Raw genomic sequence first — 2,364 nt, forward strand, 5'->3', positions numbered from 1 at the left:
TTAACTTACACAGTTAATAGGATAGTGTCAATTACCAAAAATTATAGCTGAATTTAATTCGGCTTTCGTGAATTCAATTCCGTTTGTTTTTTCTCTTAAAACGTCTGTGTTGTAAGTCAGTTTATTTTCGTCGGCTCCATTTTAAAAGTCAGTAGACTTTTCTATCAGCTCGTTTCTTATTTTTTCAAAGTTCGGGAAAGTGAAAAATCGGTAGCCCAACAAGAATAAAATTCGACTTATAAGTATTTAAGGTTTTTGATTTTCATATTGTGGGCAACGGTTTGGCTATGGCAAGTGCGGGGATTTTGAATCCGCTTTATTGTCCGTCAATTATAAATTTTGCTCGTTCTAATATCTTAATCTTAAAGCAGTCAACCCGCATTTGCTTTAGCTTATGTTGTGCAACGTTTTTCTTATTAGCCATCAGGTAAATTTTGTGTCATTCTGTTTAGGGTTTGAATATATTCAGATTTAGTTTTATTGAAACAATTCTTAACTTCTTTTTGATTAAGAAAGAAACTGTCAGTTATTATCGGGCTGTTTGACAGATATTTACCTTTTGTGAAGTATTCGTGAAATCTTTTTTTAGTAATTGTAGTTGCATAATCCTTAAGGGTTTCTCTGGGTAAATTCATTTCAGAAACTCTTTTTTTGCAAAACTCAATAACCTCGGGTTTATAGTCCTTTAAAGATTCAATAATCTCAATTAATTTAAACGCGTTTAATTCGCCGTAATATTTTTCTAAATCAACCATTTCTTATTAAATACAGTAAATGTTGTCACAACGGTCTCGTATAACCGTCAGTTACGGGTTAATATGCGTTAATTTTCGGTTTGGCACAGACTTTAGCAATTNCGGACGTAGTCTCCCGAAGCCTCCGGACGCCGTAATTGCGGGTTAGCATCTATGTAAAAGCAGCTTGTCAAGTATCTTTAAGATTCACAAAAATCATAAGATATGGAAACTCAACAAACTGCATCATCTAAGTTATTCATTGGTATTGATATCCACAAGCGTAGCTGGAAGATTCATTGCGCGACCGATTTGTTTTCTGGTAAGACCTTTAGTATGTCTCCGAGGCCTGAAGTTTTGAAAGAGTATGTCATTAAGCATTATAGCGATTACGAAGTAACCACGGCCTACGAGGCTGGATGTTGCGGTTACCGTCCACACCGGTGTTTTGAGAGTTATGGTTGGAAGTCTTTGGTAGTAAATCCAGCAGATATTTTTAGAAGAGGCAAGGAGCGCCTGACTAAGACTGATCGTATTGATGCGCAGTTGATAGCTCGTGAACTCAAAGATGGCAGGTTAACAAGCATTTGTGTACCCGACAAATGTCGAGAGCAGTTGCGTAGCTTGTTTCGACGTCGTAATGACCTGGTCAAAGACATGCGCCAGATCAAGAGTTATATCAAAATGCAGTTGCTGTATTATGGTATAGAAATACCACCGGAGTACGACAATGATCACTGAAGCCATAACTTCAGGTATTGGTTAGATGACTTGAAGTTTGAATATGATACGGGTACAGAAGTTTTACGCAGTCGTATGCGTAGTTTTCGGTTTATAGATCAGGAGTTTCGGGATGTATCTACATTGCTTAGGAAATACACCAAAACTCATTTTAAGCGGGACTATTTACTTTTACGTAGTATTCCGGGCATCGGCCCCATTGTTGCTAGTGGTATACTTAGTGAGCTTGGAGATTTACGTCGATTTAACAGCATAAAGCACTTGGCTGGTTATGTAGGTCTGGCCCCTGGTATTTATCAAAGTGGGGATACGATAAGACATACCGGAGTAAGTATGCGAGCAAACCGCTTTATACGCAGTTATTTTATCGAGGCTTCTTGGCAAGCGATCAGAACAGACCCGGTAATACAAGAGTATTATCGCAAACATCAAGGTAAGAACGTAAAATCAATAATCGTTAAGGTAGCTCGTAAATTATTGAGCCGCACCTTAGCTGTAATAAAAACAGGAATCCCCTACGAGATAGGGATTATAGAATAAAAAACAAATAACAAAGCTCAACATAGAAGTAGCAAAATTTGGATCACAAAACAATGTAGGTGATCCCGATAGGTATCGGGAATCACATCGGTTAGCAAGTGACCAGATTTATTATAGCTTATAATCATAAAGATGCTGGTGAACCGCCAAGATGCGCGTATCACATATAGGATGCCGAGCAAGTTATATAGGTATTGAATGATTGATAATCCTATCGGAATTATCAACTATTCAACACCCCAAAATCAACATTATGAAGTAATTAAAATTTAAATAGTAACTTTAAAGAAATGGACTAGGGCTTTTCATAGGAGCCATTGTTGAACTAAACCTAAAGGTAGCTTCAGGA

3 protein-coding genes are annotated in these 2,364 nt (G+C 37.3%); 2 read left to right on the top strand and 1 reads right to left on the bottom strand.

Annotated elements, in window-relative coordinates:
• Nucleotides 1-416: 416 nt before the first annotated feature.
• Entirely contained in the window at nt 417-755 is a 339-nt protein-coding gene (locus tag CJ305_RS19180) for a hypothetical protein (RefSeq protein ID WP_099647831.1), read from the bottom strand.
• 204 nt (nt 756-959) lie between these two features.
• Here CJ305_RS19180 and CJ305_RS19185 point away from each other — a divergent pair, with 204 nt between their 5' ends.
• On the top strand, nt 960-1,475 hold the full coding sequence (locus tag CJ305_RS19185; RefSeq protein ID WP_099647832.1) for an IS110 family transposase: 516 nt from the start codon (nt 960-962) through the stop codon (nt 1,473-1,475).
• Nucleotides 1,476-1,505: 30 nt separating this feature from the next.
• Complete coding sequence (locus CJ305_RS19190; RefSeq protein WP_143469426.1) at nt 1,506-2,015, top strand: transposase; 510 nt, start codon at nt 1,506-1,508, stop codon at nt 2,013-2,015.
• Nucleotides 2,016-2,364 lie beyond the last annotated feature (349 nt).

Source organism: Leeuwenhoekiella nanhaiensis (assembly GCF_002744755.1).
Lineage (GTDB): Bacteria > Bacteroidota > Bacteroidia > Flavobacteriales > Flavobacteriaceae > Leeuwenhoekiella > Leeuwenhoekiella nanhaiensis.

Bases quoted from the DNA above. Each gene is read 5' to 3' on its own strand.
- CJ305_RS19185 (WP_099647832.1), top strand. From the start codon at position 960: ATGGAAACTCAACAAACTGCATCATCTAAGTTATTCATTGGTATTGAT.
- CJ305_RS19180 (WP_099647831.1), bottom strand. From the start codon at position 755: ATGGTTGATTTAGAAAAATATTACGGCGAATTAAACGCGTTTAAATTA.